Annotated in this window: 22 protein-coding genes; 1 reads left to right on the top strand and 21 read right to left on the bottom strand. The window is 48.7% G+C overall.

The genetic code is table 11. The annotated features are described in order from the left end of the window. Nucleotides 1-9: 9 nt before the first annotated feature. From pknB to M662_RS08855, 10 genes are all read right to left on the bottom strand, one after another. Nucleotides 10-2,040, bottom strand: a complete 2,031-nt coding sequence (gene pknB, locus M662_RS08900; protein ID WP_026577494.1) for a Stk1 family PASTA domain-containing Ser/Thr kinase — start codon at nucleotides 2,038-2,040, stop codon at nucleotides 10-12. Beyond that, nucleotides 2,040-2,798: a Stp1/IreP family PP2C-type Ser/Thr phosphatase gene (locus M662_RS08895; RefSeq protein WP_008637234.1), complete on the bottom strand. Its 759-nt coding sequence runs from the start codon at nucleotides 2,796-2,798 to the stop codon at nucleotides 2,040-2,042. The genes pknB and M662_RS08895 overlap by 1 nt, the downstream gene beginning before the upstream one ends. Nucleotides 2,799-2,859: 61 nt before the next feature. Next, complete coding sequence (gene rsmB, locus M662_RS08890) at nucleotides 2,860-4,206, bottom strand: 16S rRNA (cytosine(967)-C(5))-methyltransferase RsmB (RefSeq protein WP_008637235.1); 1,347 nt, start codon at nucleotides 4,204-4,206, stop codon at nucleotides 2,860-2,862. After that, entirely contained in the window at nucleotides 4,199-5,146 is a 948-nt protein-coding gene (gene fmt, locus M662_RS08885; RefSeq protein WP_026577495.1) for a methionyl-tRNA formyltransferase, read from the bottom strand. The genes rsmB and fmt overlap by 8 nt, the downstream gene beginning before the upstream one ends. 27 nt (nucleotides 5,147-5,173) lie before the next feature. Then, entirely contained in the window at nucleotides 5,174-7,585 is a 2,412-nt protein-coding gene (priA, locus tag M662_RS08880) for a primosomal protein N' (protein ID WP_008637237.1), read from the bottom strand. Beyond that, nucleotides 7,582-8,790: a bifunctional phosphopantothenoylcysteine decarboxylase/phosphopantothenate--cysteine ligase CoaBC gene (gene coaBC, locus M662_RS08875; RefSeq protein ID WP_026577496.1), complete on the bottom strand. Its 1,209-nt coding sequence runs from the start codon at nucleotides 8,788-8,790 to the stop codon at nucleotides 7,582-7,584. Before coaBC ends, priA begins: the two co-directional genes overlap by 4 nt. A gap of 123 nt (nucleotides 8,791-8,913) precedes the next feature. Further along, nucleotides 8,914-9,141, bottom strand: coding sequence for a DNA-directed RNA polymerase subunit omega (gene rpoZ / locus M662_RS08870; protein WP_008637239.1), 228 nt, complete (start codon nucleotides 9,139-9,141; stop codon nucleotides 8,914-8,916). 2 nt (nucleotides 9,142-9,143) lie between these two features. Beyond that, on the bottom strand, nucleotides 9,144-9,758 hold the full coding sequence (gmk, locus tag M662_RS08865) for a guanylate kinase (protein WP_008637240.1): 615 nt from the start codon (nucleotides 9,756-9,758) through the stop codon (nucleotides 9,144-9,146). Between the two features lie 14 nt (nucleotides 9,759-9,772). Beyond that, nucleotides 9,773-10,036 carry an extracellular matrix/biofilm regulator RemA gene (gene remA / locus M662_RS08860; RefSeq protein ID WP_008637241.1) on the bottom strand — a complete coding sequence of 88 codons (264 nt, stop codon included), beginning with the start codon at nucleotides 10,034-10,036 and terminating at the stop codon, nucleotides 9,773-9,775. Nucleotides 10,037-10,115: 79 nt separating this feature from the next. Next, complete coding sequence (locus M662_RS08855; RefSeq protein WP_162129288.1) at nucleotides 10,116-10,994, bottom strand: YicC/YloC family endoribonuclease; 879 nt, start codon at nucleotides 10,992-10,994, stop codon at nucleotides 10,116-10,118. Nucleotides 10,995-11,130: 136 nt separating this feature from the next. On the opposite strand from M662_RS08855, the gene M662_RS08850 reads away from it, so the two are divergent. Then, a complete protein-coding gene (locus M662_RS08850) occupies nucleotides 11,131-12,858 on the top strand; it encodes an Rqc2 family fibronectin-binding protein (RefSeq protein ID WP_008637243.1) in 1,728 nt (575 codons plus the stop codon). Nucleotides 12,859-12,904: 46 nt separating this feature from the next. Here the strand turns inward: M662_RS08850 and M662_RS08845 are convergent, their stop codons facing one another. The 11 genes from M662_RS08845 to M662_RS08795 form a co-directional block, all read right to left on the bottom strand. Then, nucleotides 12,905-14,254: a vWA domain-containing protein gene (locus M662_RS08845; RefSeq protein ID WP_026577498.1), complete on the bottom strand. Its 1,350-nt coding sequence runs from the start codon at nucleotides 14,252-14,254 to the stop codon at nucleotides 12,905-12,907. Between the two features lie 139 nt (nucleotides 14,255-14,393). Next, nucleotides 14,394-16,580 (bottom strand): FUSC family protein, encoded by a 2,187-nt coding sequence (locus M662_RS08840; protein WP_026577499.1) that lies wholly within the window; start codon nucleotides 16,578-16,580, stop codon nucleotides 14,394-14,396. A 150-nt stretch (nucleotides 16,581-16,730) separates the two neighbouring features. Continuing rightward, nucleotides 16,731-17,003 carry a hypothetical protein gene (locus M662_RS08835; RefSeq protein WP_235601483.1) on the bottom strand — a complete coding sequence of 91 codons (273 nt, stop codon included), beginning with the start codon at nucleotides 17,001-17,003 and terminating at the stop codon, nucleotides 16,731-16,733. Nucleotides 17,004-17,067: 64 nt separating this feature from the next. Continuing rightward, nucleotides 17,068-17,697 (bottom strand): orotate phosphoribosyltransferase, encoded by a 630-nt coding sequence (gene pyrE, locus M662_RS08830; protein WP_026577500.1) that lies wholly within the window; start codon nucleotides 17,695-17,697, stop codon nucleotides 17,068-17,070. Then, nucleotides 17,672-18,394 carry an orotidine-5'-phosphate decarboxylase gene (gene pyrF / locus M662_RS08825; RefSeq protein ID WP_008637269.1) on the bottom strand — a complete coding sequence of 241 codons (723 nt, stop codon included), beginning with the start codon at nucleotides 18,392-18,394 and terminating at the stop codon, nucleotides 17,672-17,674. Before pyrF ends, pyrE begins: the two co-directional genes overlap by 26 nt. Next, complete coding sequence (locus M662_RS08820) at nucleotides 18,360-19,292, bottom strand: dihydroorotate dehydrogenase (RefSeq protein WP_026577501.1); 933 nt, start codon at nucleotides 19,290-19,292, stop codon at nucleotides 18,360-18,362. The genes pyrF and M662_RS08820 overlap by 35 nt, the downstream gene beginning before the upstream one ends. Continuing rightward, entirely contained in the window at nucleotides 19,289-20,050 is a 762-nt protein-coding gene (locus M662_RS08815) for a dihydroorotate dehydrogenase electron transfer subunit (protein WP_008637272.1), read from the bottom strand. Before M662_RS08815 ends, M662_RS08820 begins: the two co-directional genes overlap by 4 nt. Further along, entirely contained in the window at nucleotides 20,047-23,247 is a 3,201-nt protein-coding gene (gene carB, locus M662_RS08810; RefSeq protein WP_026577502.1) for a carbamoyl-phosphate synthase large subunit, read from the bottom strand. Before carB ends, M662_RS08815 begins: the two co-directional genes overlap by 4 nt. Further along, entirely contained in the window at nucleotides 23,226-24,335 is a 1,110-nt protein-coding gene (locus tag M662_RS08805) for a carbamoyl phosphate synthase small subunit (protein WP_026577503.1), read from the bottom strand. Before M662_RS08805 ends, carB begins: the two co-directional genes overlap by 22 nt. Then, nucleotides 24,316-25,605 carry a dihydroorotase gene (locus M662_RS08800; protein WP_026577504.1) on the bottom strand — a complete coding sequence of 430 codons (1,290 nt, stop codon included), beginning with the start codon at nucleotides 25,603-25,605 and terminating at the stop codon, nucleotides 24,316-24,318. Before M662_RS08800 ends, M662_RS08805 begins: the two co-directional genes overlap by 20 nt. After that, nucleotides 25,606-26,484, bottom strand: coding sequence for an aspartate carbamoyltransferase catalytic subunit (locus M662_RS08795; protein WP_026577505.1), 879 nt, complete (start codon nucleotides 26,482-26,484; stop codon nucleotides 25,606-25,608). It lies immediately after the preceding gene. Between the last annotated feature and the right edge of the window lie 170 nt (nucleotides 26,485-26,654).

Genomic DNA, 26,654 nt, shown 5'->3' with positions numbered 1-26,654 from the left:
TTCACCTTCTTAATACGATACACTTTCTTCTGCAATGACTTCGTCACCCCTTTGAACTTTATACGCTGCTTCCGTATCTTCGGCAATCGTCAATGTTATATCGAACGACGTCGTCTCGGTAATGGTCTCCTCAATGACAGGCTCTTCCATATCCCGTTCCAAGTCATCCACATAAATGAGCACCTGCTGCTCGGTCTCTTCCGAAGCCTCATCGAAAGGCACTTCTACCGAGACGGTCTCCTCCCGAGGCGGCTTTTCCTCAGGACCCAAGGAAACAGTAATGGTTACCGTCGAACCTTCCTTGACTTCTGTGTATGGGTCTGGATCCTGCGTAATGACGCGTCCCTTGTCCACCTCATCGGAATACTCTTCCACTACCTGCATTTTAAGATTACGATTATCAAGATAACTTTCCGCCTGCTCCTTCGTCATATCATCCAGCCGACCTAAATCGATGGTCGGTGGGCCGCTGCTGACACGGAAAATGACCTTCGTTTCATCCGGAAGTACTTTCGTCCCGGGTTCCGGGGACAGCTGCGCCGTAATTTCTCCCGGCGGCTGATCGCTCGTTTCAGGTATTCGTTCAATTTCAGAATACCCTTTATCCCGAAGCTCCTCTTCGACACTGTCGAAATCTTCCCCTGTGTAATCTTCAAATTCGACCCGTTCTCTTCCAAGGCTTGAATAAACGGTTACTTCAGACTCTTCTTGAACCGTACGGCCGGCTTCCGGATCCGTCCGAATGACCATTCCCTCTTCGACATCTTCTGAAAACATCGTTTCCCGGTTCACTTTTAAGTTCAAATCGCTCAATTCACTGTAAGCCTCTTCATATTCCATGCCTGCGACATCAATCATCTCGACTTCTGCCGGCCGAATAAATCCAGGAACATAAAGTGCAGCTGCCGTTCCGCCACCCAAAAGCAGAAGGATAAGGATCGTGACGATCCACGGCCAGACTTTCCGTTTTTTCTTCGGTTTTTTCGGCTTATTTACTTTTTTATTCTTTTTCTTTTTGCCTTTCTTCGCCGGAGCAGGAGGTTGGTTATATTCCTGCGTTTCCTCCTCAGCAGGAGTCTGGACACCATTCGGCTGAGAATGGATAATCGTGTCTTCTTCGGTCTGTTCACCATACACATCATTTGTAATGACCGGGATGGCCTTCGTCATTTCTTCCTCGTCATCCTGCGGTATTTCGAAAGCCGCTTCATCTCTCCGATCGAGTTCCAAAGACGTTTCAATATCCTGTTCCATATCCAATACAGACTCATATCGGTGGAAGGGATCTTTAGCCGTCGCTTTCAGAACGATGTTCTCCACGCTTTGCGGAAGGTCCGAATTCCATCGTTTCAAGGACGGTGTCTCATGCTGCAAATGCTTTAAAGCAATGGACACAGGAGACTCACCGGAGAAAGGAAGGCGTCCTGTCAGCAGTTCGAAGAAAACAATACCAAGAGAATAAATATCAGATTTCTTTGTAGCGACACCGCCGCGTGCCTGCTCCGGTGATAAATAGTGGACGGAGCCGAGCACCGAATTCGTCTGCGTCAGCGAAGTAGCACTTAACGCCATCGCAATCCCGAAGTCTGTTACTTTTACATGTCCATAGTGATCAATTAATATGTTCTGCGGTTTTATGTCCCGGTGAACGATTTCATTATCATGGGCATGGGCGATCGCAGAGGCTACCTGCCTCATGATATCGACAGCATCGGAAGCGTCAATCGGGCTGTGCTGCTGGATGTACTGCTTTAAGGTCATTCCGTCCACGTATTCCATCACCATGTAATAGATGTCATCTTCTTCCCCGACATCATAGATATTGACGATATTAGGATGGGAAAGGCTTGTGGCAGACTGTGCTTCCCGGTGGAACCTGGCAATGAATTCCTCGTCATTCCCGTGTTCTAAACGTAGGACTTTGACGGCCACCTCCCTGTTGAGGATGGTATCATGGGCGAGATAAACGTTTGCCATACCCCCGCCGCCGATCATCTCCCCTACGCGATAACGGTCATTAAGGAGACGGTCCTGGAGCATTATTGTACACCCTCTTTCTCATGGGTTGCCGAATCATAATGGACGACAGCAAGGGTGATATTATCTTCTCCGCCCCGTGCGTTGGCCAGTTCAATTAATCGACGGCAAAAATCTTCCCATTCCCCATGAAAATCTTTCAGCTCAGATAATTCCTGATCATTCACCTTGTTCGTCAATCCGTCTGTACACAAAAGAAGACGGTCATCTTTTTCAAATTCCAGCGTGCGGACATCCGGTTCCAAACCGAATTCGGTTCCGAGAGCTTTCAACAGAACGTTCTTCCTGGGATGATGTTCCGCCTCTTCTTCCGTGATCTGCCCTGTCCGTACCAGCTCATTGACTAAAGAATGGTCATCCGTTACAGACTGGAACCCATATGCATTCGCAAGGTAACAACGGCTGTCTCCGATATGAGCGATTGTCGCAAACTGGTCCGTGCTGATAGCTGCAACAATCGTTGTCCCCATCCCTTGACATTCCTCGTGCTCATCCGCATATGCTTTTATTTCATCGTTTGCGGACCGAACCGTTTCTATCATCCACTGCTCTGCCTCTTCCGGAGTCGCTATAGTGCCGGATTCTTTCCATTTGTTATGTAAATGATCGGTTGCCATCCGGCTTGCGACGTCTCCCGCCTGGTGGCCGCCCATTCCGTCGGCAACGACAGCGAGGATTGGTGCTTTTTCGGAAAACACACCACCCGCATCTTCATTATGATTGCGAACTTGCCCTTGGTCTGTAAGAAAATAGCCTAACATAGACTCACCTACTTTTGATTTCCCGGGGGCCACCGGAAATACAACCGATGCACCCTCCGAGTTATTGTTTGATCAATCGGGTCAAGAAAAATCCATCTGTATCCCACTCGTGCGGGAATAGCTGAAGTCCGTGTTCAGAAAGGCCGATGCCGTCCCTCAAAGCAGGTGGCAGATCTTCCTTAAACGAAGGATCCACACGGAATTCTGGATGTTTGGAAAGAAAGTGCTTCACAGCTTCTTCATTTTCATGACGGTCTACTGTACACGTACTATAAACAAGCTTGCCGCCTGATTTCAACAAAGGTGCCATCTCATCGAGGAGATCATCCTGGATTAAACGGAGCGAGTATATATCCTGTTCCGTTTTATGATACTTTATATCCGGCTTTCCGCGCAAAACACCAAGTCCGGAGCAAGGAGCATCGAGCAGAATACGATCAAAGTGTTCTGCCGCATGTTTCTCGCCAAGTTTTCGAGAATCGGCCTGCCCTGCCGTAATCGAAGTCAACTGCAGCTGTTTTGCTTTCTTCTCTACAAGCTTCGCTTTCTTCTCATGCAGATCATAAGCCAGTATTTCCCCTTCATCTGCCATCTTCTCCGCGATATGTGTCGTCTTGCCGCCGGGGGCACTACAGGCGTCAAGGACAGTCATACCTGAAGCAAGATCCATCATCTCCGCAACAAGCATGGAGCTTTGATCCTGTACGGTTACATATCCTTCCGCAAACAGCGGGTGTTTAAGTATGGCACCACCAGTGACGATCAATCCTTGCGGGGACAGCTGGCTTTCCTCTACGGTAAGCCCGTCTTCTTCCAGTCTGGAAACGACCTCTTCTCTGTCCATCCGCAGCGGTTGAATTCGGATGCTCATCGGCAAATGGCGGTTGTTCGCTTCACACATCGCCTCCGTCACTTCTTCTCCATATTGCTCCGCCCAACGTTTGACAAGCCAAAGTGGGTGACTCGTTCGGATCGCAAGCTTTTCCACCGGATCTGTAATCTCATCCAGATCCCGTCCACCATTCCTCTGTACGTTACGCAGCACACCATTCATAAACGATGCGATTCCCTTGTGGCCGCGCTTTTTCGATATCTCTACCGCTTCATGGATGATTGCATGATCCGGAACCCGCTCAAGGAACATCATTTGATAGACGGACATATAAAGAAGCCAGCGGACCCAGGGCTTTATTTTCTTTTGTTTCTGTATATAAGGTTGTATCGTATAAGCAATGAGATCGCGGCGCTGAAGAGTGCCGTATACGATTTCTGTCAACAGCCCGCCGTCCTGCCTGGAGAAATCCTGTTTATTGATTTCTCTATCCAGCAGTACGTGGCTGAAGCCGCCTTGATCTCCGATTCTCGTTAATAGATCGAGAGCCGTCTCTCTAAGTAAAAATTTAGTCATGCTGCTCCCCCAGACGATCTCCGATTTCTAATGATTGACCGGATCCGTTAATAAAGGCCTGGCCGTCCATTTTTTTCTTGCCGGACGGCTGCAGGGACGTAACCTTGACCGTTTTCCCGTCTCCGGTGGCGACAAGAAAACCGTCCTCTTCGATCCCTGTGACTGTTCCGGCTACTTCGGAACTTGTGCCGTCCACTTTCTCCACCCACCAGATCTTCATTGGTTTATCGTTCCAATACGTATAGGCGACAGGCCAAGGGTGGAGGCCTCTCACATGATTATAGATGGTCTGCTGATCCTTGTTCCAGTCGATAAGCTCCTGCTCCCGTTTAATATTCGAAGCAAAAGTGACGAGGGTTTCGTCCTGCTTCTCCGGTGTGATCTCCCCGGCCAACAGCCTCGGCAGCGTTTCGGCCAACAGGTCGGAACCGGCTTCCGAAAGTTTATCATGGAGTGTTCCGACGTGGTCCTCATCCGTAATTGGGACAACTGTTTTGGCAAGCATATCGCCGGCATCCAGCTTTTTGACCATATACATGATCGTAACGCCCGTTTCTTTCTTACCTGCTAAGATGCTGTAATGAATCGGTGCTCCTCCCCTGAATTCAGGGAGCAGGGATGCATGGACGTTGATACATCCGTGCTTCGGTTCTTTTAACAACGCTTCCGGCAGGATCTGTCCGAAAGCTGCAGTAACGATCAAGTCCGGGTCATAAGCCAAGACCTCTTCGTATTCGTTCTTGATTTTCTCCGGTTGAAATACAGGAATGCCGTGCTTTTCCGCAGCCACTTTGACGGGCGGCGGGGTCATTACTTTTTTACGACCTTTCGGGCGGTCAGGCTGGGTGATGACGAGGACGACCTCGTATCCTTCTTCTATGATGCGGTCGAGAACGGGGACGGCGAAGTCCGGTGTTCCCATGAATGCGATTCTTGTCATGACTAGTTGCTCCCTTCTGACGACAGCTTACATAAGCTGGTACGGTTGAAAATCAACCGTGATTTGTAATCCATTTTCTTGTTTCATTTCTTCTTCATAGTAATGCAGGATCCGTTCCACGAATTTCCGCTGCTCTGGTTCTTTCTTGTATTTTACCATGCATTGATAGCGATATCTATTATTGATCCTGGTCAGCGCAGACGGCGTCGGCCCCAGTACAAAGGCACCATCGGACAATTGCTGCTGCATGAACATCGTTATTTTCTGGGTGACTTCCTGAACTTTCAGCTGATTCGGATGAGAAACCGTGAACAGCGTTAAGTAGTAATAAGGCGGGTACCGGAACGCTTTCCTAAGCTTCATTTCCTCCTGGAAAAAACGCTCAAAATCGTACGTGCTTGCAAGTTCAATGCTGTAATGTTCGGGTGTGTACGTCTGGACGACGACTTCCCCCGCCTTTTCGTGTCTCCCTGCCCGGCCGCTGACCTGCGTGAGGAGTTGGAACGTCTTTTCTGAAGCGCGAAAGTCAGGAAGGTTGAGCATCGCATCGGCCGCGAGCACTCCGACGAGCGTAACATTTCCGAAATCCAGCCCCTTTGCGATCATCTGTGTTCCGAGTAAAATATCCGCCTCTTTCTCACCGAACTGTTTCAGAAGCCGTTCATGAGCACCTTTGCGCCGGGTCGTATCCACGTCCATTCGGAGTACGCGCGCTTCTGGTATAAGCTCCTGCAAAGCTTCCTCCACCTTCTGCGTTCCAGTACCAAAGAAACGAATCGTTTTGCTTTCACACTCCGGACATTCCTTAGGCATTGGTTCTTCGTGGGAACAATAGTGGCATTTCAATTTATTCTGCCGCTTGTGATAGGTGAGGGCAATATCGCAGTGTGGACATTCCTGCACATGACCGCAGTCCCGGCACATGACGAATGTAGAATAACCACGCCTGTTCAAGAACAAGACGATTTGTTCTCCTTTGGCAATACGGTCCTCTATTTTCTCCTTCAACACCCGTGAAAACATCGTACGGTTCCCTTCATGAAGTTCTTCTCTCATATCGACAAGCTCTACTTCCGGCATGACCGCTTCGTTCATCCGTTTTTTCATCGTTAGGAGGTGATAGTTTCCCTTGACCGCCCTGGCGTAACTTTCAAGAGCCGGAGTCGCGCTTCCGAGAACGACGGGGCATCGGTGCGTCTCCCCGCGTTTGATGGCGACGTCCCTCGCATGGTATCTTGTTCTGTCCTCCTGTTTATAACTGGTTTCATGCTCTTCATCAATAATAATCAATCCGAGATTCGTAAAAGGAGCGAAAATGGCAGACCTTGCCCCCACGACGACTTGAACATCCCGGCGCTGGATCTTCCGCCATTCATCATACTTCTCCCCTGCAGAAAGGGCACTATGCAGAACAGCCACTTTTGACCCGAACCTTCCCTTGAATCGTTCCACCATTTGCGGAGTCAGCGCGATTTCCGGCACCAGCATGATTGCTTCTTCCCCTTTATCGATCACTTCCTGTATGGATTGCAGGTATACTTCCGTCTTACCGCTTCCGGTCACTCCGTGCAGCAGAAAAATTTCATGCTGCTTCTGTTCAATAGAACGGAGGATCGGCGTGATGGAAGACTGTTGTTCATCCGTTAACGGAAAAGGGGTTGTCCGCTCAAACTCTCTCTCGCCGTAGGGATCGCGGAACACTTCCTGCTTATATTCGCGAAGCGTCCCATCCTCTATAAGCGGCTTCAAGGAAGCCGGGGTTGTCGAAAGAAGCGACAGCAGCCGCTTCTTCTCTAATGCATGCGGATATTCAATGAAAAACTCAACAATTGCCAACTGTTTTTTGGCCCTCGGGGATATGTCCTGCCATTTCTCCTCCAATTGCAGTGGTTCAAGTGCAGGTTCCACCATCGGAATGACTTTCTTCGTTTCTCTGCTCTTCACTTCATAATGGACATCCACTTCGCCGTCATCCATGTGCTTCTTCAACAGACGGTAGCTGATGCCGGATCGTTCGAACTCCTCGAAATCAACGACACCCCTTCCATCAAAGAGCCGATCCAGCTCCGGCACGAGCGGTTCCTCCGTCAACTTCCAAAGTTCCTTACGGTATTTCGCTTTCATCACCTGAGGAATCATAACTTGGAGGCAGGATATATAGTAACTGAGCGTCTGACGGGAAAGCCATTTACCAAGCTCCAACAGTTCCTTTGTCAGCGTAGGAAGCACGTCCAGTACATCCGTGATGTTCTTTACCGACGGGAAACTGCTTGTTTCGGATAAAGAGACGACGTAGCCCATAATTTTTCTCGGGCCGAAGGGGACGATCACCCGGACGCCCGGCTGAACGATGCCTTCAAATTTCTCCGGAACTTTATAATCAAAGGGTCGATCCGTATTTTGAGATGGAACATCTACGATGACGTTGGCAATTGTCACGGGGTGTCACGCTCCACAAGCTCCCCGTATGCTTCTGTCAGTATCCGGGCGGCAAGCTCGTCTTTGCTCTGAAGCGGATACGTCTGCTCCTGCCCTTTTTTCGTAAGGAATAGAGAGGCGTTCGTATCCGTTCCGAACCCGGCCCCCGGATCTCCTACATTGTTGATCACGATGGCATCCAGGTTTTTATTGATGAGCTTTTTCCTCCCATAATGCTCCACATCGTTGGTTTCAGCTGCGAAGCCAATTAAATACTGGTGCTCCTTGCGCTGGCCAAGCTCGAAAAGAATATCCTTCGTCCGCTCCATCTCCACGACATAATTCCCGGCCTGTTTTTTCATTTTATGTTCATAGGTGACTTTCGGTCGGTAGTCGGCGACGGCAGCTGATTTGATGACAATGTCCTGATCAGGATAATGCTGCATCACAGCCTGAAACATATCTTCTGCCGTTGTTACATCGAAGCGATTTACGCCCGGGGGTGTATCCAGCTGAACCGGTCCCGCAATCAGAGTGACGTCCGCTCCAAGCGTTGCGGCCTGGCGGGCAAGGGCAAAGCCCATCTTCCCTGTCGACGGGTTGGTGAAGTAACGGACAGGGTCAATCTTTTCCCTGGTCGGTCCTGCCGTAATTAATACACGTTTCCCTTCCAATATCTTTTTACGGTCCATTTCCCCTTCGAGCACACGTACGATCGTTTCCGGTTCTTCCAGCCTACCCTTCCCGACATAGCCGCAGGCAAGATATCCTTCTCCGGGCTCAATGAATCGAAAGCCCCACTCATCCAGCTGCTTCATGTTATTCATCACAGCAGGATGACTGTACATATGGACATTCATCGCAGGAGCAATGTAAACAGGTGCTTCTGTGGCAAGCAGTGTCGTCGTCAACATATCATCCGCATGGCCACCTGCCATCTTCGCTATCACGTTGGCTGTAGCAGGAGCGACGAGGAACAGGTCTGCCCAGTCCGCGACATCGATATGCTGTATTTGGGATGGGTCCTGTTCATGAAAAGTATCGGTGTATACAGGCTGTCTGGAAAGCGCCTGAAACGTAGTCGGCGTGATGAACTGCTGCGCACTGTTTGTCATGATCACCTTCACGTTCGCACCTGCCTGTACCAGCTTGCTCGTTAATGCAGCAGCTTTATAAGCGGCGATCCCGCCGGAGACTCCCAATGCAATGTTTTTTCCTTTTAACATAAGACGTTCCCCTTTGCTCGACTGGAATATATGTTTGCTACGTAGTAAAAGCCGCGCTGGATTCAGAGAATGAGCGCGGCTTTTGTACTTCTTATGGACCAAACGCATAACGAACGTCCGGTTTTATAGCGTTTCTGTACGGGCCTGGATTTCATCAGACTCGATGAAGTTCAACTTGCCGCTGTCGATTTCTTCTAAAGCGACACCTACTTGTTGAAAAGAGTTCGGGTTTTCGACCATCGGCGCGCTGCCCTGTTTCAATTCACGGGCTCTGCGGGCAGATAATGTTACAATCGTGTACTTGGATTTAATTTTTTTCTGTAGGGAGTCAATAGACGGTTCCAGCATCATAATTATTCATCCTCCAATGCTTTCTTATATTGATGAGCTACACGCTCACGCTTGCAGTGTTCACTGGCTACGATGGATTGTACTTTCGATACGGCATGATTAATGTCATCGTTGACGACAACATAATCATAGGCATCCATCATATCAATTTCTTCTTTAGCTGCGAGCAGACGGTTTTTCACTTTATCTTCTGTCTCGGTACCGCGGTTGACGATGCGGTCTTTCAATTCTTCCAAAGAAGGCGGAATTAAGAAGACGAATACCCCTTGCGGAAAGTTCTCGCGGACCTTCATCGCACCCTGGACCTCGATTTCCAGGAAAACGTCTTTCCCTTCCTCAAGCGTCTGCTCCACATATTGACGGGGTGTTCCGTAATAGTTGCCGACATACTCGGCATGTTCAATGAGCTGTCCTTGGGAAATCAATGTCTCAAACTCATCTCTCGTTTTAAAGAAATAGTCGACGCCGTCCACTTCCCCTTCACGAGGTTCGCGTGTCGTCATACTAATAGAATAACGCAAATCTGTCGACTGTTCGAACAAAGCCTTTCGTACAGTACCCTTCCCGACCCCGGAGGGGCCGGACAGTATAAATAAAATTCCTTTCTGATCAATCACTTCAGTTTGTCCCCCTAATTTTCATCTGAAATCTCATCATGGCTGATTACCCGCTGCCCTACGGTTTCCGGCTGAACGGCGGAAAGGACGACATGATCGCTGTCGGTAATGATGACGGCTCTCGTTCGACGGCCGTATGTAGCATCTACTAGTTTATTATTGTCACGTGCAACGGTAATAATACGTTTGATGGGCGCAGATTCCGGTGAAACGATCGAGATAATGCGGTTGGCAGAAACTACATTTCCAAAGCCGATGTTAATTAACTTCAAACTCAAAGCTGACTCCTCCTTCTTCTGACCAAGCACTGTAATCACTAACTCTATTATATGAAAAAACTAGTGATAAACACAATTGTTATTCGACATTTTGCACTTGTTCTTTCATTTTCTCCAATTCATTTTTCCATTGGATGACGATCTCGAGCAGTGCGCTGTCATTGGATTTCGAGCCGATTGTATTCACTTCGCGATGCATTTCTTGAATCATGAAATCAAGCCGGCGTCCGACAGCTCCCTTTTCATTCAGGAGACGTTCCACCTGCAGAAGGTGGGAATCCATCCGGGTCAACTCTTCTGTCACGTCCCCTTTTTCTGAAAGAATGGCAATCTCTTTGAGAAGCTGGGACTCTTCCGGGTCGATGAATTCTCTTGAGAATTCTTCAACCCTTTGTTTAATCCGGTCCCTGTATTCCTTGATAAAGGCCGGGCGTCTTACTTCCATTCTCTTTAACAACGCCCGCATAGCCCGAACACGTGCTTGGAGGTCTGTCCAGATCCGTTCCCCTTCCAGACTCCGCATCTTATTCAAGGCCCGCAGCGCAGCAAACATCGCTTCGTCCAGTACAGGTTTTATGTAGGATGTATTCTCCTTTGTTTCCTTAACAGAAAAAACATCGTCTAACTTGGATACCATATCAATAGTCATTTCGCCCGTCAAATCATAATGACTTTTCAGTTTCTTCCATTGATGAATATACTGATCGGTCAAATCCCAGTCGATATCCACCCTCTTTTTCAAAAAGCCGTCTCCGTCAATCATGACAGATATGTCGATATGTCCTCTTTCCAGCTCTTGTTTAACGGCATTTCGTACAGCCTCTTCCATAGATAGAAAGCTCGCGGGCAGTTTCACATGGATATCGAGAAAACGATGGTTAACAGCTCTCAACTCAACATGAACGACCGTCCCATCCTTTTCCACCCTTCCCTTACCGTATCCCGTCATACTCTTCATCCATCTCACACCCATCGTAGATTATCCGAAACAACATTCTACCATTAGCCGCTTCGTATAGCGAGGGTGTAAGGAATTTTCTTAGAATTCCCTCCTGCACTCGTGCTATACTTGCAACAGTAGAGAGGTGAAGACCATGTCGTTTGACGGAATCGTCACCCGGGCGATTACTCATGAATTAAATGAGACCATCCGCTCGGGTAGAATTATGAAAATTTATCAGCCGACGGACACGGAACTGGTATTTACCGTCCGTTCCCAGAGAAAGAAACACAGCCTGCTGTTATCGGCTCATCCCAGTTATGCACGCTTCCATCTGACGGAAGATATTTATAACAACCCGAAAGAACCGCCGATGTTGTGCATGCTGCTGAGGAAACACCTGGTCGGAGGATTTGTAGAAGAAATCGAGCAGGTGGATATGGAACGAATCGTAAAATTGAAAGTTCGAAGCAGGAATGAAATTGGAGATGAAACCATCAAGACCCTGATTATAGAAGTGATGGGGAAACACTCCAACATCCTGCTTGTAGATGAAGAGGAAGGGCATATTCTAGACAGTATCAAACACCTACCTCCTTCGCAGAACAGGCACCGTACTATCATGCCCGGTCAGCCATACAAACTCCCTCCGGAACAAGGAAAACTTAATCCGATTGATTTAGATCCGGATCTATTCATTAGAAAGCTTGACTTTAACAGCGGAAAAATGGATAAACAAATCCTTAATCTCGTCATGGGATTCTCGCCGATGATAGCCAAGGAGATCGTTCATCAGGCAGGGCTTGGTGGATCAGATGCCCTCAAGCAATCCTATAAGAGCTTTCGGGATCGTATCCTTGCCCACGATTATACGCCCCAGGCGCAGCTCAGCGGAAAGAATCAGTTCTATGTATTTCCACTCCAAGCATTTGATGGGGAAGTGGAACAGTACGAGAGGGTAAGCGCCATGCTTGATGACTACTATTCGGGCAAAGCGGAAAGGGACCGTGTCAAGCAGCAGGCCGGCGATCTCCATCGTTTCATGAAAAATGAGAGAGATAAAAATATCCGTAAAATCAAAAAACATGAAGATACGTTGAAGAAATCGGATTCCGCCGACCGCTATCAGCGCTTAGGAGAGTTGTTGACCGCTCACATGCATCTCGTAAAACCGGGGGATGAGGCGGTAACAGTCGTTGATTACTATGATCCGGAACAGGCCGAGATCACCATCGACTTGAATCCGAATAAATCTCCGAGTGAAAATGCTCAAAGCCTTTTCCAAACGTACCAGAAACTCAAGAAATCCAAGCAGGTCGTTAAGGTGGAGATAGAAAAAGCGGAAGATGAAATTGCCTATTTCGACCGGCTGCTTCAACAGGTGGAGACCGCTCGGGAAGAGGATATTGAAGAAATCCGTGAAGAGCTTCGCGAGCAGGGCTACCTGAAGATGAAGCCCCAGTCCAAAGGAAACAAAAAGAATAAGCAGGCAACCCCGGCACCCGAGGCATTCGAAGCCAGTGACGGAACCCTCATCTACGTAGGAAGAAATAACAAACAAAATGAATACTTGACGAACCGGCTCGCCCACAAAACAGACATTTGGCTCCATGCCAAGGACATCCCCGGGTCCCATGTCGTCATTAAGAGCAGCGACCCGAATGAAGACACCCTGTTTGAAGCAGCACAGCTGGCAGCGAACTTCAGTAAATCGAGCCGCTCATCCTCTGTACCGGTCGATTATACTCTGATCCGTCATGTGAAAAAGCCATCCGGTGCTAAACCAGGCTTTGTGACGTACGATAACCAACAGACCTTATTTGTAACACCTGATGATTCTTTCATCAAAAAGTTGAGAAAGAACAAAAAAGAACAGCAGTAGAAGAAAGCCGGACGATTGTAACAATCGCCCGGCCTTTTACGTTCACTCAGTTGCTGTATTGATCCTTTTTCTCTTTTCCTTTATCGAGAATATCCTCTCTTCTTTCATCGCCTTCCTCATCCGTCTGGTCGAGAGCGGCATCAAAGTCCGCTTCCAACTCTTTCAGCGTATCTGCCCGTTCCTCAATGAGTTCATAGATTTGTTTATTCGTATCACTATCGATTCGATCGTCTTGTGATAAGTGTAGGACTGCATTTTTCAGGTTGCTCTGTTCCCGGAACGTAAGGTTCTTAAAATCGGTCCTCTCCCTGTACAACTCATTTAACTTATCTGTCTGTTCTCTCGCGACGTTATTAAAATTATCGGTCGTCCACCTGCTCCATTCGTTAAAGAGACGAACTCGTTCTCTTTCGAACAGACGCTGGAAATCCGCTGCAGAGTCGACGCTTTCATACTCCCCGCCGCCGGCCTTGGCTACATCCATTAACTGTTCCTGCCCTTCATCATCCACATCAAAACCAATAACGTGGATGGTTCCTTCTTCCCCGGAATCGCGCAGAGCACCTGCTGCCGCGACTGGATCACCGCCGCATGTTTCGATTCCGTCACTTACAATATAAACCAACTGCTGCCTCACTTTCGGTCCGGATTTCAAATCCTTCTCCGTCTCTTCTATGGCCTTGGCAATCGGCGTCCACCCAACCGGCTCTACCCCTTCCAGTGTTTGTTGGAAAGCTTCTTCATCGTAAGCCTTCCTGTCGTAAACATTCTCAGTACTGGAACAGGACAATGCTTTATCAGACTCTTTGCTGCTGCCTTCCTGTCCATAAATACGAAGAGAAACATTGGATCCTTCCGGCATGGAGGCCACAAAATCATGGATGGCGTCCTTCGCATGGTCCATCTTCTGTCTGCCGTCAATCGTCTCTGCCATACTTCCACTGGAGTCCAGGAGGAACGTTATGTTGGCGGAACCTTCCACTTTCTTCCCTTCCTCCAGTTCCATTCCTCCAGGTGTATCAGACACCTCTGTTTCGATATTCGCTTGGAATGATTGGATGAACTCTGAGTATTCACGGTATTGCCCGGATTCACTCATTAAAGGGAGGATGTTCATATATATTTCTTCCGCTTCCATTCCTTCCATGTCCAAGTCATCCAAGGCTTGGTTAACCTTTTCTTTATCATAATGCTCGCCGGCGTATTCCCCAGCCTCTTCCTGGAGAATATCATCCATCGTTTCCGAAAGCTCCATGGACGGAGATTCTGCCGGCTCCGATTCCTGCTCCTTTCCCGGTACCTCCTCCTTATTGACAGTCTTCGTCTCTTCTCCTGATGAGCAAGCAGTGAGTACCAGGATCACTAACAAACCGAGCATGCCTACGTATTTTCTCATTCAAATCCTCCTGTTCAACTTGCGTGTTCGTTACAGGAATTACGGACTGTGGGAGGGAATGTTTCACATTTCGCCAAAGATGGGAGTATACTCCTCCCTCCACTCATCCCATATACCTATAAATGAAAAACCGCAAACCTTAATCGGTCCGCGGTTTCATTTCTTGATTCCCTTCATTTGCGCCAAGCACATCGCCCATAAGCATCAAAGCTTGATTTATTTTCCATACATAGTAGAGGTGGTGAACGAGATCGCCCTGATTTTCGTTGTGGTTCGGAGCGTGGCGTTCGATTTCTTCTCTCTCTTGTTTAAGGTCATAAAACTCTCCAGCAATCTTATTCGTTTCGATCAACGTCTGGACAAGTTCCATATTGTAGCTGAGTTTCCTCTCCATTTCTTCAAACGTCCGGCAGAGTTCTTCTGGATATTGAAAGTTCTTCTGATAAGAGGAAGCGACCAAATGTTTAGCATAATAGTTAATGGCCGTAAACACGGTGATCAACCTTGGAAGTCTGGAATACTTCCTCGCACCAGGGCCTTGAAGAATCGGCTTTGCTTCATCTTCCATAGCCTGGATTTTATCATCCATATCGAAAGCGGTGTTGGCTAAATTCTTCACCTGCACCGGTGTACGGAACCCTTTCACGTAGGAAGTGACGTATGTTTCCAAATTCTCGAGATAATCGGTGAACACTTCCGTAATCTTGTCCATCGTTCTGGATGGGAGAATAAACGCAGATACGGCTAGTGCAATTGCCGCACCGATGATGGTATCAAGGACACGGGCACCCAGCAGCTGATAGCTGATTCCTCCGAGCAGGAGATCGTACATAAAAGCAATGAGCATCGTAATGAAAACACTCATAAGCGTATAGGATACAGTCAGTAAATAGAAGGCGAAGAAAACGACGGAGAACAACAGAGCGATGATCAGGACAATGTGTCCGGATACGAGATTGGCAAGAAGAAACCCGATGACAGCGCCGATAACCGTTCCGACGGACCGCTCCAAGCCTTTCAAGTACGTTCTTCCTACCGTCTCTGTACCCAAGAGGACAATGAAAGCAGTAAGGACAATCCAATAAGGCTGGATCGGTGATATCAAATAACCGGCGATTATGGCAATCGTTCCGGCTATCATCGACTGAATCGCCTTTTTCGTGGTAGGTCTCATTTCTTTGGTACCCGTATCCTCTTCCTTTTCTGTTTCTTCTATTACCTCTTCTGAGCTGTTATCTGCAATATCGTCCCTTACTTTCTGTGCCCCTTCTGTTACATGCGAGGCGATCGCTTCAATCCGTCTGACGAGATACAGCCAGCCTTCCGGAGGACCGGTACGCTCTTCGAAAAGATCATCGATAAGGCTTCTTAAAGCAAGTACCACATTTCTTGCTTCCTTCAGGTTTTCATCTTCGCTTCCTGTATCCAGTATCTTTGCCTGCTTTAGTGAATGGATGACACGCACAAGCAGTGAACGCAGCTCATCCATTTCCAATGCCCCGTCTTCCTTCAAACGTTTCAGGCTGTCTGAAAGCGTCATGACGAACATGGCCGTATCGAAGATATAGAGACGCAGTTGACTCGGCTTCAAACCCTGCCAAAGTTTACGAACGTCTTCTTCATTGATATCCGTCGATACATTACTCGCATACTGCCTCAATTTCTTGACATTGTATTCCGCTTTTCTCTTTTTTGCCTCTGTCATATCCGGCTCTTCGATAATCTCAATCATCATTTCGAAAGTAAGGTTCGCCTGTCTGTGAAAGGATTGGATGCTGCGTCTGAGCAATTGAGCCGAATCTTTAAATAAATAGAAATTATAAAAGAAGGCGTAACTGATCCCGATGATGACCGCCAGATAAAACCATGGAAATTGTGCGGGGGGGAGTTTCAGAAACGAAGAAAGATACGTTGTAAAGAAGGCGATCATACCCAGCGAGAAGTAACGGCTGCCATACTGAGAAAAATAGAAACTGCTGAAAATGATAATAATCATCAGGATGGCTACAAGTACGGCATTGAAGGAAAGTAAAGAGCCTAGAGTAATTCCACTACTGGCTGAAATCGCAAGCAGTCCCGTCGTTACCTGCTTCTTCCTCCTCGTATCATCCATGACGACCATGATCCCCATCATTCCCGCCATACCGGAAACGACCGCCGGGAGCAAGGGGGAGTGACCGAACATGTTCATAAGGAAAATGGTCGTAAAAACAGAAGAAATAAGACTGATCGTCGCCTTTCCGGCTTGACTGAGCCGCTTTCTTCCAGGATCCGATGCTAATAATCTCCTGAACCAATATTTCACACGCAGTTTTGCTTCTACCATTATGTGTACCGCCCCCTTTCCGATTTTTTATTCATACTTATCTATCGTAATCCGTTTTGTTTGTGAGGACAAATGATTTGACCGCCGTATCCTTATTTTTAAGTATTCCAACTTTTTGCAGACAAAAAGACCACGACGTTCATCGTGGCCTTACGTAAGGAAATAGGCGAAAAAAGCGACGGAACCAAAGTAGGAGAATACCGCCTGCGCCCAGTAGCGCTTCCGCTCTCTCTTAAGCATGACAAAATTCCAGAGAAAGAAGACCAGCATCGAAAGGGTCAGAGAAAAAACCGGTTCGAGTACAGGCATCGATTCCAAAAATGTGAGCGCCACCCATGAGTATAAATAAATAAAACAGGTCAGGATTCCAAGGGCGGCATTCATGAGAATGAAACAAGAGTGCTTGTTTGATTTCACTGTCATCACCATTTTTATTTGATGCTTTTATCCTACTAGTGTCCTGCTTAAATAGCAACACCATCTCCCGTTAAGTTTGTGTAAAAATGTAAGGATCCTGACGCCATTCCGCCATCAGCCTTCGCTCTTCCTCATTCATCCGCTCCGCATCAACCAAAGCATTCAGCAGGTTTTCGTAGCTTGTAATGGAGCGGTATGAGAGTCCTGCTTCCTTAAAGGCTTCATCCGCTTTATGAAGACCATAGGTGAAGATGGAAAGGACCTCAAGCACCTCCACTCCCTCCTTCTGAAGAGCCTCGGCTGCTTGTATGGAAGATTTCCCTGTAGAGATCAAATCTTCAATAACGACCGCCTTTTGCCCTTTGCGGATTCTTCCTTCGATTTGGTTACCCTTCCCGTGTTTTTTAGCAGAAGCACGGACATAAACCATGGGAAGCTCCAGCTTTTCCGCAATCCACGCTGCATGAGGAATACCTGCCGTTGCGCATCCCGCAATGACATCGACTTCCTCTCCAAGTTCTTCAATCTTTTCTATAAAAGCAGCGATGATTTTTTTCCTGATCTCCGGATAAGACATCGTTAATCGGTTGTCGCAATAAATGGGAGACTTAATACCGGATGTCCAAGTAAAAAAGTCTTCTGTCTCAATTTTGACTGCTCCGATGGAAAGAAGGTCATGAATGAGCTGTCGATTGTCCATAAGTAAAAGCCTCCTTGATTTGTTGATATGTAGCAAATGGGTTTTCTGCATCTCTGATCGCCCGACCGACGACGATGGAGTTACTGCCCTTCTGGCCGGCAATTTCAGGCGTAGCTATCCGTTTCTGATCGTGGGCATTCCCTCCAGGAAGACGAATCCCCGGTGTCAGAGCAGAAAGCTTCGTATGTCTGTGGATAAGCTCCGCTTCCTCCACCGAGCATACGACACCGTCGACACCGCTTTTCTCTGCCAGTTGTGCATAATGAAGCACGACATCATGGAGCTTTCGATCATATAAGAGCTCTTGTTCCATCATCGATTGGTCAGTGGATGTGAGCATAGTTACGGCAAGAAGGATTGGCGTATGACCAGCCGGTCCCTCCTGCAAGCCATGTTTCGCACTTGTCATCATCCTGCTTCCCCCCTGGGCATGGACGTTGACGACGTCTACACCAAGAGAAGCAAGGTTGCGCATCGCTCTCCGCACGGTTTCCGGAATATCATGAAGCTTCAGATCCAGAAAAATGTTGTGGCCGTTCTGTTTTAGACGTTCGATGATGGAAGCACCTTCCCTGTAATAGAGCTCCATTCCGACTTTAACAGGGATTCCTGTTAGCTGATGACGTTCAAGAAACCCGAGGGCTTCTTCCCCTGTTTCAAAATCAAGTGCGAAATAAACTGGTTGCAGTTCTTTCATCATGCGCCCCTCCTATCGCTTCTTCCACAGAAGAAAATCCATACTTGCGGAGTGTCTCCGGTAATTGATCGATGATCTCCTTACAAATGAACGGGTTCTTGAAATTGGCACTGCCGACAGCGACAGCGCTCGCACCTGCGAGTAAGTACTCCACCACATCTTCCGCCGTTTCAATTCCACCCATCCCGATGATCGGTAAATCGACGGCAGCATAGACCTGGTGGATCATCCGGATGCTTACCGGTTTGATAGCAGCTCCTGAAAGACCCCCGGTCTGGTTGGCGATCACCGGTTTACGGGTTTTTGGATCGATACGCATCCCTGTCAATGTATTAATCATGGATAAACCGGACGCCCCGCCTTTTTCTACGGCCCTCGCCATAAGGACAATATCCGTAACGTTCGGAGAAAGCTTGACGTACACCGGTACAGCACTCGCATCGACCACTTTCCGCGTGACTTCTTCCGCCAAGGCGGAATCCGTTCCGAATTGGACGCCACCTTCTTTAACGTTCGGACAGGAAATGTTCAATTCCAGTGCATCGACGTGGGAAGAGATCCGCTCAGCGACAGAGACATATTCCTCAATGGTGCTGCCTGCGACATTCGCAATGATCGGCATACCCTGTTCCTTCAAAAAAGGGATCTCATCGCGGATGATCCCATCGACGCCAGGATTTTGCAGACCGATCGCATTCAGCATACCGCTCGCCGCCTCGGCTACTCTTGGCGTGGGATTCCCGTATCGTTTGTCACCGGTCGCGGCCTTCATGATGACTGCTCCAAGCTCAGCCAAATCATAAAACCCGGAAAATTCTTTCCCAAAACCGAAACACCCGGACGCCGGCATAACCGGGTTTTTCAGTACTAATCCTGGAAGGATAACTTGTGTTTTCATGAAAGGACAACCTCCTTGGCGTCAAATACCGGACCGTCACAGCAGATCCGCCGGTATCCCTTCTCATCGTTCGCTTCGACGACACAAGCGAAACATGCGCCGATTCCGCACCCCATCCGTTCTTCCATAGAGATATAGCCGGGTTTATGATCCAGCTGTTTCTTCACCGCTTTCAGCATGACGGTGGGACCGCAAGTGAAATACATATCACAAGATTCCTCGACTGAAGGCAGGACATCGGTGACAAAACCTTTCGTACCAAGGCTCCCATCATTCGTCGTGATATGGACATCACCGAATTCAGCAAATGCTTCTGTAAGAAACGCATCTTCCGCAGATTGGAACCCAAGGACGCTCGTCACTTCTACTCCGTCTGCTTTCAGCTGTTTTGCCAAATTATAAAGCGGCGGTACGCCGATCCCTCCACCGACGAGCAGGGCATGGCGGATGCCAAGATTCTGTGCAGGGAATCCGCTGCCACCCGGGCCTAAAACATCAAGGTCTTCCCCGACTTTTTTTGTTGTGAGCGCATCGGTCCCTTTCCCCATCACTTTGTAAAGCAGCGTAATCGTTTCCTCTTTCACATCCATGTCTGAAATGGAAACGGGCCTGCGCAGGTAAAACCGTTCGTCCACTTGAATGTGGACGAACTGGCCGGGAGCCTTTATATCATGGACGATATCCCCTTTCAAAAGGAGACGATACGTATCTTTGGCAATCTTTGTATGTCCGATGATATTCATAAGGGCTCGCTTCATGAAGTCACCCCTTCCATCGGTTCAATAGCTCTTGCCGTAAAGGACATCGCGTTGATGACGTCCACGATGGATCGCGCCGTATCAAGGCTTGTCAAGCAAGGAAGTCCGTGTTCCACAGCTTCCCGGCGGATACGGAATCCGTCAGAGCGGGACTGCATCCCTTTGTTCAGGGTATTGACGACGACGTGTACGTCTCCGTTTTGGATAAGATCGATGACATCGCGTTGATCGGACCCCACTTTACCGACTGCTTCAGCCGGAATAGACGCTTCTTTCAGAACAGCTGCTGTTCCTTCCGTTGCAAACAGGCGGAAACCAAGCTCATAGAAGATGTTGGCAATGTCGAGCATCTCATCTTTGTCCTTATCCGCAACCGTAAGCAGAACCGAACCCTGCGTTGGAATCTTGAGTCCAGCAGAAGTCATTCCCTTGTACAAGGCTTTCTCAAGAGTCTGGTCATAGCCGATGACTTCTCCAGTGGACTTCATTTCCGGTCCAAGCGTCGTATCTACGCTGCGAAGCTTCTCGAAGGAGAAGACGGGCACTTTCACATACACGCCGTTCGGTTTTGGTGCAACACCGGATTTGTACCCAAGAGACGCCAGCGATTCTCCAAGAATCACCTGGGTTGCAAGCCTAGCCATTGGAACACCGGTGATCTTGCTTAAAAACGGTACCGTACGACTCGCACGAGGGTTGACCTCCAGAACATACGCGGTACCCTTGTAAGCGACAAACTGGATGTTGATCAAGCCTTTCATATCCAGTTCCCTTGCGATTTTCGTCGTCGCTTCGATACACTGTTGTTCCAAATCAGCGGTTAAGCGCTGCGTCGGATAAACGGCCATCGAGTCTCCGGAGTGAACGCCTGCCCGTTCGATATGCTCCATGATTCCTGGAATGAAGACGTCCTTTCCGTCTGAAATCGCATCGACTTCTATTTCCATCCCTGTCATATACTTGTCGACTAAGATCGGATGTCCGTTATGCACCGTAACATTCGACTCTAAATACGCTGCCAGCTCCTCTTCGGAATATACGATCGCCATGGCACGTCCACCAAGGACGTAGGAAGGACGAACGACCAGCGGGTAGCCGATCTTTTCTGCTGCCGCATACGCTTCTGCTTCACTCGTGACACTTTCTCCGCCCGGTTTGGCTATATCCAGCTTATTTAACAGGCGTTCGAACAAGTCACGGTCTTCGGTCTTGTCAATTGACTCCATTGTCGTACCAAGGATCTGCACCCCTTGTTTAGACAAGTCTTCGACAAGGTTGATCGCCGTTTGACCGCCGAATTGTACGATGACCCCTTCCGGCTGTTCCAGGTCGATCACATTCATCACATCTTCTATGGTAAGCGGTTCGAAGTATAGCTTGTCCGAAACGCTAAAGTCTGTTGAAACTGTCTCCGGGTTGTTATTCATAATGATCGCTTCATATCCCATCTCTTTAAGAGCGAGTACGGAGTGAACCGTTGCATAATCAAATTCGACCCCCTGCCCGATTCGAATCGGGCCGGATCCGATGACGAGCACTTTCTTCTTCTCAGACTGTATGGACTCGTTCTCGTCTTCATACGTACTGTAGAAGTAAGGTGTCTCCGATGCGAATTCCCCTGCACACGTATCTACCATTTTGTAGACGGGGCGCAGTCCCTGCTCTTTTCGGACATGCATGATTTCAACAGATGTCGAGCCTGTCAGACGTGCAAGCTGCTGATCGGAAAAACCAAGCTTCTTGGATTTCTCCAGCAGTGCTGGTGTCAAACCGTTTTCTGCGATTGCGTTCTCTACATCAATGATGCGCTTCAGCTTATGCAGGAAGAAGAAATCGATACCTGTGATCGCGTGAATTTCCTCGAGTGTATAGGACCTGCGCAGAGCTTCTGCCAAAAGGAAGATCCGCTCATCGTCTGCTTTTTTCATACGGAAACGCAGCTCTTCATCACCAAGCTTAACCGCGGACGGCAGATAGAATTCCTCGGTTTCCCCTTCCAGAGAGCGTACCCCCTTAAGCAGAGATTCTTCCAACGTACGGCCGATACTCATGACCTCTCCCGTCGCCTTCATTTGGGTACCGAGCTTACGATTTCCTTTGGCAAACTTATCGAACGGCCAGCGTGGAATTTTCGTAACGACATAGTCAAGCGCCGGCTCAAAGCAGGCGTAAGTCGTTCCCGTGACCGGGTTCTTAATTTCATCCAGTGTCATGCCGATTGCAATCTTCGCTGCAAGCTTGGCGATTGGATACCCTGTCGCTTTCGATGCAAGCGCCGAAGAACGACTGACACGTGGATTTACTTCGATAATATAGTATTGGAAGCTGTGCGGATCTAGTGCAAGCTGCACGTTACATCCACCTTCGATTTCCAAAGCCTGTATGATGTCAAGCGATGCATTTCTGAGCATTTGGTATTCGCGGTCACTCAGCGTTTGGGACGGAGCGATTACGATGGAATCTCCCGTATGAATACCTACCGGGTCGAAGTTCTCCATGTTACAGACGACGATTTTGTTACCGGCGCTGTCACGCATAACTTCGTATTCTATTTCCTTAAATCCTGCGATGTTCCGTTCAATCAAACACTGACTTACAGGGGAAAGAGCCAGACCATTTCGGGCCGTTTCCCGAAGCTGTTCTTCATTATCGCACATTCCACCTCCGGCGCCGCCCATCGTGTAGGCTGGACGGACAATTACCGGATAGCCGATTTGATCTGCAAAAGCGAGGGCCTGATCGACCGTACTGACGATTTCACTCTCAGGTACCGGCTGTCCCATCTGGTGCATGAGGGAACGGAATTTCTCCCGGTCCTCCGCTCGTTGGATGGCATCAAGAGGAGTACCGAGCAGCTCGACATCGTAGCGTTCCAGGATCCCGGATTCGCTCAACTCTACCGCTAAGTTCAAACCGGTCTGCCCGCCAAGCGTCGGCAGGATTGCGTCCGGTTGTTCCTTACGAATGATTTTCTTAAGAAATTCAAGGGTGAGAGGTTCCATGTAAACCTGGTCCGCAAATGTATGATCGGTCATGATTGTCGCCGGGTTCGAGTTAGCCAGAATGACTTGATAGCCTTCTTCTTTCAAAGACTGGCAGGCTTGTGTTCCGGAGTAGTCAAATTCCGCCGCTTGTCCGATGACAATCGGGCCGGACCCGATAACTAGAATTTTGTTTAGATCTGTGCGTTTAGGCATGAAGATTCCTCCTTCGTCTTCTCTTCCGTACGTTCGATTCTTTCAAGAAATTCATCGAATAAATGAGCTGTATCTTCAGGTCCTGGAGAGCTCTCCGGGTGGTATTGGACACTGAATACTTCAAATTCTTTATGTTGTAATCCTTCGACACTGTCATCATTCAGGGAATGCTGAGTCAATTCAAGATCCGTGTTCTGGAGCGACCCTCTGTCTACGGCATAGCCATGGTTCTGCGACGTCATATACGTTCTGCCTGAGCGAAGGTCTTTGACCGGTTGGTTGGCACCGCGGTGACCGAATTTCATTTTGGACGTGTCTGCACCGGCTGCAAGCGCGATAAGCTGATGCCCAAGACAGATACCAAAGATCGGAACCTTCCCGATCAAGCCGCGAATCGTTTCGATCGCTTCCGGTACATCTTTCGGATCTCCAGGTCCGTTTGAAAGCATGACCCCGTCCGGCTTCAGCCGTTCGATTTCAGTGGCAGATGTATGATAAGGAACAACGGTGACGTGGCAGTTCCGCTTCGTGAATTCTCGCAGGATGCCGTGCTTCATTCCGAAGTCCATTAGAACGATCCGCTTTCCTCGGCCGGGAACGACATACGGTTTGACCGTGGATACCTGCTCCACCTGGTTCCTCGGAAGTTCTGCTTCTTTGAGCTCCTGCAGCACTTCGTTAACAGAGCGGTCGCTTGAAGTGATGATTGCCCGCATCGTACCGTGCTGACGAATGATCTTCGTAAGCTTTCTTGTATCAATTCCGCTGATGCCTGGAATATGTTTCGCTTTCAGGAAAGCATCAAGCGTTTCTTCATTTCTGAAATTGGATGGATGTTCACAATGTTCTTTGACGATGACACCGAGAACGGCCGGGTTGACTGTTTCAAAATCATCCCGGTTTATGCCGTAGTTCCCGACTAGCGGGTAGGTGAAAGTGACCAGCTGGCCACAGTAGGATGGGTCTGAAATTACTTCCTGGTATCCAGTCATTCCCGTATTAAATACGACTTCCCCTATCGATTCACTGTCACTGCCGAACCCTTCTCCGACAAAAATTGTTCCGTCCTCAAGCACGAGTTGTTTCATATGAACTCTCCTCCCAAACTGTATTTCCATTCATTAGTGTACGTACCGGCCAGCCTTTCACCTTCCAGCCGTCAAACGGTGTATTTTTCCCTTTCGATACGAATGTTTGGCGGTCGATCGCCTTTTCTGTTTCCAAATCTATCAATGTAATATCGGCAGGAGCACCGACCTTGAGCGTCCCGTATGGAAGCCCGAAGGTTTCTGCAGGTTTCCGGCTTAACAGCCCGACAAGTTGTTCCAAATCAAGGACTCCCTTACCTACCAGGTGCGTGTAGAGAAGCGGGAATGCTGTTTCCAATCCTGTAATCCCGAACGGCGAGTATAGGAAGCCCTGCTGCTTCTCTTCTTCCGTATGAGGCGCATGGTCTGTCGCAATGAAATCAAGCGTTCCGTCCAGCAAACCGTCGATCAGTGCCTGATGATCCTCTTTGGAACGGAGCGGAGGATTCATTTTAAAGAAAGCATCATCTTCTTTGACGTCCGCTTCATTCAAAAGCAAGTGGTGCGGTGTCACTTCCGCTGTCACGTGAATGCCGGCTCGCTTCGCATCACGGATCACCCTCACAGATTCCTTCGTCGAGACGTGGCACACGTGGTAATGGCACCCTGTCGCTTCTGCGAGCAGGACATCCCTGGCAATCTGGACCGATTCTGCCACATTCGCGATACCCGGGAGATCAAGCCTCTCACTCACCTCTCCAAGGTGGGAGACACCCTTATAAACAAGAGAATTATCTTCACAGTGAGCAACGATCGCTTTTCCGTACTTCGCTGCTTCCTTCATCGCCTCATACATCGTACCTGCTGTCTGGACTCCGACACCGTCGTCTGTGAATGCAAACGTACCAAGGCTGCTGAGTGCTTCCATATCGACAAGCTCTTTCCCTACCTGCCTTGTGGTGATCGACGCATAAGGGAGGACTCGGATGACGGCATCCCGATCGATAACCGCTTGGACCTGCTTCATTATCTCCACGGAATCCGGAACCGGCGTCGTATTCGGCATGGCACAGACGGTTGTAAACCCGCCTTTCGCTGCCGCTTGTGTTCCCGTTGCGATCGTTTCCTTCGCTTCTCCTCCCGGTTCCCTCAAATGAACGTGGACATCCACGAATCCCGGCAGGATAAGGTTACCTCCTGCATCGATGACCTCATCTGCCTCCCCTGCTGTAGTCTCGATCTCGACTATATGTCCATCCTCGATGACTACTTCACAGGACTCCAGGCTGCCTTCGACTATTCGTTTACCGTTGATGATTTTCTTCTTCATTTAAAGTTCCCCTTTCATCAATGCGTCGATGACGGCCATACGCACCGTCACGCCGTTCTTCATTTGGGTAAAGATCCTTGATTTACTGGATTCTACAAGGTCGCTGTCGATTTCTACTCCCCTGTTCACTGGAGCAGGGTGCAGAATGATGCTGTGTTCCCCCATGCGTGCTTCTCTCTCTTTCGTCAATCCAAACTGATCTAAATACGACAGGACAGAGGCACCTTGTTCATGTCTTTCATGTTGAATGCGCAGCAGCATCAGGGCATCACAACGATCGACCGCTTCGTCCATCGTTATGTATTGATCTGTAAGAGTCGGGTCCTGCCATTCCGGCTTTGTCACGAATGTGACGTTTGCGCCTAATTGTTTCAGGGCGTGGGCATTGGATCTCGCGACTCGGCTGTGTTTCAAGTCACCGGCAATCGTTACTTCCAGACCTTTGAAACTCTTAAAATGTTCGTGGATCGTATAGAGATCCAAAAGCGACTGTGTCGGATGCTCTCCGCAGCCGTCTCCAGCGTTCACGATCGAAAGGTTCAATCCTTTGGTACATTCCTGCAGGATGCCTGTTTCCGACTGCCTGACGACGGCGAGGTCGACGCCGATCGACTCCAGCGTTTTCAGCGTATCGTACAAGCTTTCTCCTTTCGTGACGCTTGAGGCTGCATCATCGAGGTGAAGAACGTCCATTCCGAGTCTGCGTTCGGCGATGTGGAAACTGCTCTTCGTTCTTGTGCTCGGCTCTAAAAATAAGTTGGCAGCGAACCTCCCTTGATAAGAAGGAAGACGATCCGTCTCCTCCATATGTTTCGCCGTTGCAAACAAGTGCATGATCCTCTCATTGGACAGCTTCTTCATGGATAATAAATGGGACAAGGATTCTATTGCAGGCATTCTCATCTCTCCAATCTTGTGATAATAGAGATACGAAGGGTATAAAAAACACCCCCAGGCGTCTGGGGGTGTCGTGCTCGCTGCATGCGTAACGAGCCAATCCCTCGTACACCTTTCTGAGCCTCACAGGACTCGGTTAAAACGTGACTGAG

This window comes from Bacillus sp. SB49, from assembly GCF_000469135.2.
In the GTDB taxonomy this organism is placed as follows: Bacteria; Bacillota; Bacilli; order Bacillales; family Halobacillaceae; genus Halobacillus.
This window is presented reverse-complemented; position numbering and strand designations above follow the sequence as displayed.

Bases quoted from the DNA above. Each gene is read 5' to 3' on its own strand.
- pknB (WP_026577494.1), bottom strand. From the start codon at position 2,040: ATGCTCCAGGACCGTCTCCTTAATGACCGTTATCGCGTAGGGGAGATG.
- M662_RS08895 (WP_008637234.1), bottom strand. From the start codon at position 2,798: ATGTTAGGCTATTTTCTTACAGACCAAGGGCAAGTTCGCAATCATAAT.
- rsmB (WP_008637235.1), bottom strand. From the start codon at position 4,206: ATGACTAAATTTTTACTTAGAGAGACGGCTCTCGATCTATTAACGAGA.
- fmt (WP_026577495.1), bottom strand. From the start codon at position 5,146: ATGACAAGAATCGCATTCATGGGAACACCGGACTTCGCCGTCCCCGTT.
- coaBC (WP_026577496.1), bottom strand. From the start codon at position 8,790: ATGTTAAAAGGAAAAAACATTGCATTGGGAGTCTCCGGCGGGATCGCC.
- rpoZ (WP_008637239.1), bottom strand. From the start codon at position 9,141: ATGATGCTGGAACCGTCTATTGACTCCCTACAGAAAAAAATTAAATCC.
- M662_RS08855 (WP_162129288.1), bottom strand. From the start codon at position 10,994: ATGAAGAGTATGACGGGATACGGTAAGGGAAGGGTGGAAAAGGATGGG.
- M662_RS08850 (WP_008637243.1), top strand. From the start codon at position 11,131: ATGTCGTTTGACGGAATCGTCACCCGGGCGATTACTCATGAATTAAAT.
- M662_RS08845 (WP_026577498.1), bottom strand. From the start codon at position 14,254: ATGAGAAAATACGTAGGCATGCTCGGTTTGTTAGTGATCCTGGTACTC.
- M662_RS08840 (WP_026577499.1), bottom strand. From the start codon at position 16,580: ATGGTAGAAGCAAAACTGCGTGTGAAATATTGGTTCAGGAGATTATTA.
- M662_RS08835 (WP_235601483.1), bottom strand. From the start codon at position 17,003: ATGACAGTGAAATCAAACAAGCACTCTTGTTTCATTCTCATGAATGCC.
- pyrE (WP_026577500.1), bottom strand. From the start codon at position 17,697: ATGGACAATCGACAGCTCATTCATGACCTTCTTTCCATCGGAGCAGTC.
- pyrF (WP_008637269.1), bottom strand. From the start codon at position 18,394: ATGAAAGAACTGCAACCAGTTTATTTCGCACTTGATTTTGAAACAGGG.
- M662_RS08820 (WP_026577501.1), bottom strand. From the start codon at position 19,292: ATGAAAACACAAGTTATCCTTCCAGGATTAGTACTGAAAAACCCGGTT.
- M662_RS08815 (WP_008637272.1), bottom strand. From the start codon at position 20,050: ATGAAGCGAGCCCTTATGAATATCATCGGACATACAAAGATTGCCAAA.
- carB (WP_026577502.1), bottom strand. From the start codon at position 23,247: ATGCCTAAACGCACAGATCTAAACAAAATTCTAGTTATCGGGTCCGGC.
- M662_RS08805 (WP_026577503.1), bottom strand. From the start codon at position 24,335: ATGAAACAACTCGTGCTTGAGGACGGAACAATTTTTGTCGGAGAAGGG.
- M662_RS08800 (WP_026577504.1), bottom strand. From the start codon at position 25,605: ATGAAGAAGAAAATCATCAACGGTAAACGAATAGTCGAAGGCAGCCTG.